Origin of the sequence: Cellvibrio chitinivorans, assembly GCF_035117775.1 — a bacterium.
Taxonomy (GTDB): Bacteria; Pseudomonadota; Gammaproteobacteria; order Pseudomonadales; family Cellvibrionaceae; genus Cellvibrio; species Cellvibrio chitinivorans.
The window spans coordinates 1-5325 of record NZ_JAYKKN010000018.1; the positions used below are offsets into that span (position 1 = coordinate 1).

The following is a 5325-nucleotide window of genomic DNA, read 5'->3' on the forward strand; positions in this document are numbered from 1 at the left end:
ACCGATGGAGTCCTTCTTTAGTCGCTTGAAAGTCGAGTTGATTTACACCCAGCAGTTTCACTCGATTGATGAAGCTAAATCCAGTATCTTTGAATACATTGAGGTGTTCTATAATCGCTTGCGCCGACATTCCAGTATTGGTTATGTGGCGCCCGCTGAGTTTGAACGAAGGGCAGCGCTAGCTGCATAGTTAGAGTGTCTACTTTTTGTGGGTAAGACCATTGTTCACAGGAATCTAGAATTGTGTTTAAGCCTAAGCCTTCAGTGAAAGAAGTCACTTTAAATAGAACCTATCAATTTTCTTATGAGAATTTTGTACTAGCAACTCAAGGGTCAACCTATTTATTTTTAGAGAAAAGTGAAAACTCTGTCTTTGGTATAAAGTTTAATTCCAGGTTGGTTAAATATGGAAGTCCCAATGACGAGGCGCGGGGCGGTCACCCTTTAACCAAATATGGTTTAGGCTTTTATGGCTTCTTCGAGGTTGAAAACTCTGACTGGGTACGTGAGCAAATTGAACTTAATAGCGTACACCCTAGGCACAATGAAAAGTTATTTGAAGGTTATAAGCATTACGTAGCATGCTTTCAAGATGTAATGCTTGAAGTAACTTCAAAGTCATATGTTGAATTCGAAATTAGCTTGTCTGAATTAAACGCTTTAATTCAAGAGCAAGTTAATTTTATTGAACAATAACTGCAACTAACAAGGCGTTGCAACACGCGCATTCGCGCTGGACAGTTTGTAAGTTGCGCCTTTGTGGTTTTGCTTCGCAAAAGTTACCCACAAATTCGCAACTTACAAACTGCCGTTGAACTTGGCGTTATAGGTGCTCGTTATTTTTGATCGAGCAAGTAGAAAGGTTTTCGCAAGCAGTTACTTTTGAGCAGCGCGGCAACTTCAAATTTCGGTAGCGTTATTCCTTGTGCTAGTAAGAAAGTAAGCCAGTTTGAAAATGTTGGGTTTGCGGAAATTGGGAATTACTTGGTTAGTGAAATTGGAGTTCTATTCTTGTAACTTCTTTCCCATTGCCACTAAGTTAAATCTCGGTAGAATCAGCTTAATAAGTTTGAACCAGCTTTTTTTGGGGGTTCTGAAAGAGCACATTGTTTTGGTTTTTTAAATCGCGCTATAACAAAGCGTAGCAACACGCCACTGCGTGGCTGGACAGTTTGTAAGTCGCAGTTTTGTGGTTTTGCTGCGCAAAAGTATTCCACAAAACCACAACTTACAAACTGCCGTTGTACGCGGCGTTACATTCTCTTGGAATTGAGTCTTAAGTCATATGAATGGCAGCGAAAATAAAAACAAACCAAATAACAAGGCATGGAACATACTTGCAGCTTTTCTATTAATATTTTCCTTGGGTGGCATGCAAATTGTACTTACTGCTCAGCAGGACCTGTTTCACTACATATTCAACATTGCCACAGTAGCTTTTGTTTTTGTAAGCTCAATTGGCGTTTTTGGGTACTCAAATAATAAGAAAATATTTAATCAACAGTTTTGGGTGAAATACTTTTATATATACGGCTTATTCTCTGTATTTTATAACTTTCATTGTTTTCAGCATCACAGTCTACCCAGCACTAGTGCGTCAACAATCAATACAGCCTTAAATATCGGGGTAATATCAATGCTGACCCTATATGCTTTATATCACTATTCATTCACAAAAAACTCTTTCTAATTAATGTAACAAAGCAATCAAACGGATGGATTTTTAAGTTGCACTTTTGCCATTCCGCTTCGCTACATTTTACGGCAAAAGTGCAACTTAAAAACCACCGTTTATCGCGGCGTTAATAACAAAGAGAATAAAGCATGGCTGAAATTCCAAAACCATCAATGCAACCATCTATGGGTGGTGAAGATAATCCAGAATTCATGGCAAAGTTTTATGGTTGTGTTGCTTATCTGAATCGTCAATTTCTTATATGTATTGTGCTATTAGTTGTAGTGGCCTTAATTTTTTTGTCACTTAACCTTATTCCATGCTTAAGACCAAATGAAATAGCTGTGGCATCTTGGTTTGAGCGCTCTGGTGCCCTTCTTGGAGCAATCGCATTAGTTGTGGAGTTTCGCATTCCAAAAATGGAAACTGCTATATATAGGGCAAGCATGATGTTTAAACCAGCTCTATATGCAAAAGTTAGTGCATACGAAAATCATGTTACGTGGCTCCATCGAGGCGCATTGCTATATGGCGTAATAGGCACCTTAATATGGAGCTATGGCGAGCCAATTTTAAATATATTTTGGCTTTAATTATCACTATTAACAAATCGCGCCAGGCTCGCAAACTTCGTTTGCTGGACGCATTGTAAGTCGCGCATTTAGCGAATCGCTGCGCGAAGTTTATCGCACATGCGCAACTTACAACGCGCCCCTGCGCTCAACGTTACACAGTAGATTTATTTTTTATTGGTAATTCGTGCTGGCGGAAATTTATCAGTTTGGTGGTTTTCCGGGGCATAGTAGTTCCTGGCAAAATAGAATCTCTTTTTGGTTGAATGTATTGGCGGCTTGTTTTTCGCCATTTGAGGCATTTTAAAAATAACCACTGCGTGTTATTTTCTGGCGAGTTTATCGCTATGAATAACGCGGTAAAAATAACCGTTGTGCAAGCGGAATCTTAATCGCACCTTGTCGCTTTCTGATATTTTGGTTGGCTTTTGTGGTTCGGTTCAATTTGGAAATACGTTTGTGTAACCAGTCGTAACAGCACGCGCCTTCGGCGCTGGACAATTTGTAAGTCGCCTTTTTGTGGTTTTGCTACGCAAAAGTACTCCACAAAAAATCAACTTACAAATTGCCGCTGTACTAGGCGTTAGGCACATATGAAGTATCACGACTATCACCTTGAAAGCTACGAAGTGTCCGATTTTGGGGAGTCCATTAGTTTCAATTTGGCTTATGCATATCCCGGCGAGGACATAGACAAAAGCCATATAAAATTTGAAGGTGTGGCTCTTCATCACATTATTAATACAACCGGTTCTATAATCACTGGCATAGAAGAACTTTCTATAGAGGCACTTTTATCTAAACACTCAACTCAAATAACTGAGTGGAGCCGAATGTTCGGGGTTAGGCATTGGAAGTCAGACATGGCCAGTTATGTCTCGTATCTAAAAAATAACGAATTTAAAGCTTGGGAAATAACATCAGCAATTGGGTTTTATGGTTTTGTAATTGCTAAAGAAATTACAAATGCCTAACAAAGCGTAGCAACCCGCGCACTTCGTGCGCTGGACAGTTTGTAAGTCGCAGTTTTGTGGTTTTGCTGCGCAAAAGTAACCCACAAAGCTACGACTTACAAACTGCCGTTGTACGCGGCGTTATGTGAATATGGGATGTATAAATGAGCAGAGGCTATGGAATCCTGTTTTCAGAGTTTGAATCTGATGACGTTCCGATGGAAATTATGCTTATATGTTTAGACTCTATCAGGAGCCAACTAGCTATGGAATTTCCAAATCCGAGCTTCGAATTTGACATAGTTAAAGTAACATCCCATTGCTCTGAGAATTCCTACCCTGAAATCGGCGTTCATTCTGGTGCGGAGGAGATTTCGGACATGGAATTTAAGGAAATGGAAATTTTTGTTTCAAATCAAACTAGAAATAAAAATCCCATTTCTATGGCTGAAAATATTCCAAAAAATGAATCTTTGAGCTGGGAATTTATATTGGAGAACGGCGCATATCCAAAGCGCACATAACAAAGCGTAGCAACCCGCGCACTTCGTGCGCTGGACAGTTTGTAAGTCGCGGATTTGTGGTTTTGCTGCGCAAAAGTAACCCACAAAACCACGACTTACAAACTGCCGTTGTACGCGGCGTTAGCAAGGAGCCATATGAAAAACCTAATTATTATTGGAATATGCATCTTTTCTCCGCTTGCTTTCGCTCAAAATAAATTATTTAAATCTATCCCAAGTGCTGATTCCTTTTTGATTAAGGCGAAACCGGAATGTGAAACTAATCCTAATTATAGGTTTTGCCATGAGTATGGAGGCGCGTACGGTGAAGTTGAGTTATTTTGCAATAACACCAAGTACAATTGCATGGAGCATGAAAATCTATATACACTCAAACAATACATACTTGAAGAAAGCAGATTATCTGAAGAGTGTATCAAGTCTTTGGAAATAAAAAAAATTTACAAGAATGGAAAGCTGGCTAATTACTATGTAACAAGTGTACTCAATCCAGGTTGTGAGGTTTAATGCTAACAAAGCGGTCAAACATCGTTCCGCTTCGCTCCACTGGACAGAATTTAAGTCGCAGTTTTGTGGTTTTGCTGCGCAAAAGTATTCCACAAAACCGCAACTTAAATTCTGCCGTTTACCGCGGCGTTATGCAAATTGAGGGCATTACAAGCAGTGTTCCAATGTTGGTAAAAATATTCGCCGTTGCTTGTTTGGCTCTTTGTTGTCGGTGTCGCTTGTTGGTTTTGTGAAAACGTGTTTTAAAATTGGTTTGCAGCAGAACTGAAACTTAATCTTTACTGGCAAGTCTCGCTTTGTGAAAGTAAGGCCCAAGTAAATAATGGCGGAAAGAGAGTGCCGTTTTTGTTTGGCGCAAAAAATAGAACGGTTTGTCGTATAGCATCGAATTAATGTTGTATTGCATAACAAGGCGTATCAACACGCGCACTTCGTGCGCTGGACAGTTTGTAAGTCGCGGCTTTGTGGTTTTGCTGCGCAAAAGATTATCCACAAAGCCACGACTTACAAACTGCCGTTGTACGCGGCGTTATAGGTGCTCGTTATTTTTGATCGAGCAAGTAGAAAGGTTTTCGCAAGCAGTTACTTTTGAGCAGCGCGGCAACTTCAAATTTCGGTAGCGTTATTCCTTGTGCTAGTAAGAAAGTAAGCCAGTTTGAAAATGTTGGGTTTGCGGAAATTGGGAATTACTTGGTTAGTGAAATTGGAGTTCTATTCTTGTAACTTCTTTCCCATTGCCACTAAGTTAAATCTCGGTAGAATCAGCTTAATAAGTTTGAACCAGCTTTTTTTGGGGGTTCTGAAAGAGCACATTGTTTTGGTTTTTTAAATCGCGCTATAACAAAGCGTAGCAACACGCCACTGCGTGGCTGGACAGTTTGTAAGTCGCAGTTTTGTGGTTTTGCTGCGCAAAAGTATTCCACAAAACCACAACTTACAAACTGCCGTTGTACGCGGCGTTAGGTAACCGAGTTACCCACCAATTGTAGACACCCTGTATAGTTGAAAATCCTATATGGAGGTGCTCACTATGGCACGTAAAAAAACACAGGCTTATACCGAAGAGTTTCGTCGCGAAGCCGTTAAACGCGCAG

The 5325-nt window shown here is 40.1% G+C and carries 6 protein-coding genes; all 6 read left to right on the forward strand.

The genetic code is table 11. From position 1 onward, the window contains the following. On the forward strand, window positions 1-190 hold a 190-nt coding region (locus SPL68_RS18295; RefSeq protein WP_323816614.1), incomplete at its 5' end, for an IS3 family transposase. Window positions 191-243: 53 nt separating this feature from the next. Further along, window positions 244-696, forward strand: a complete 453-nt coding sequence (locus SPL68_RS18300) for a hypothetical protein (RefSeq protein ID WP_323816615.1) — start codon at window positions 244-246, stop codon at window positions 694-696. A 1128-nt stretch (window positions 697-1824) separates the two neighbouring features. Further along, on the forward strand, window positions 1825-2268 hold the full coding sequence (locus tag SPL68_RS18305; RefSeq protein WP_323816616.1) for a hypothetical protein: 444 nt from the start codon (window positions 1825-1827) through the stop codon (window positions 2266-2268). Window positions 2269-2840: 572 nt separating this feature from the next. Next, window positions 2841-3221: a hypothetical protein gene (locus tag SPL68_RS18310; RefSeq protein ID WP_323816617.1), complete on the forward strand. Its 381-nt coding sequence runs from the start codon at window positions 2841-2843 to the stop codon at window positions 3219-3221. Window positions 3222-3364: 143 nt separating this feature from the next. Further along, window positions 3365-3724: a hypothetical protein gene (locus tag SPL68_RS18315; protein WP_323816618.1), complete on the forward strand. Its 360-nt coding sequence runs from the start codon at window positions 3365-3367 to the stop codon at window positions 3722-3724. A 135-nt stretch (window positions 3725-3859) separates the two neighbouring features. Continuing rightward, window positions 3860-4231 carry a hypothetical protein gene (locus SPL68_RS18320; protein WP_323816619.1) on the forward strand — a complete coding sequence of 124 codons (372 nt, stop codon included), beginning with the start codon at window positions 3860-3862 and terminating at the stop codon, window positions 4229-4231. The last annotated feature ends 1094 nt before the right edge of the window (window positions 4232-5325 follow it).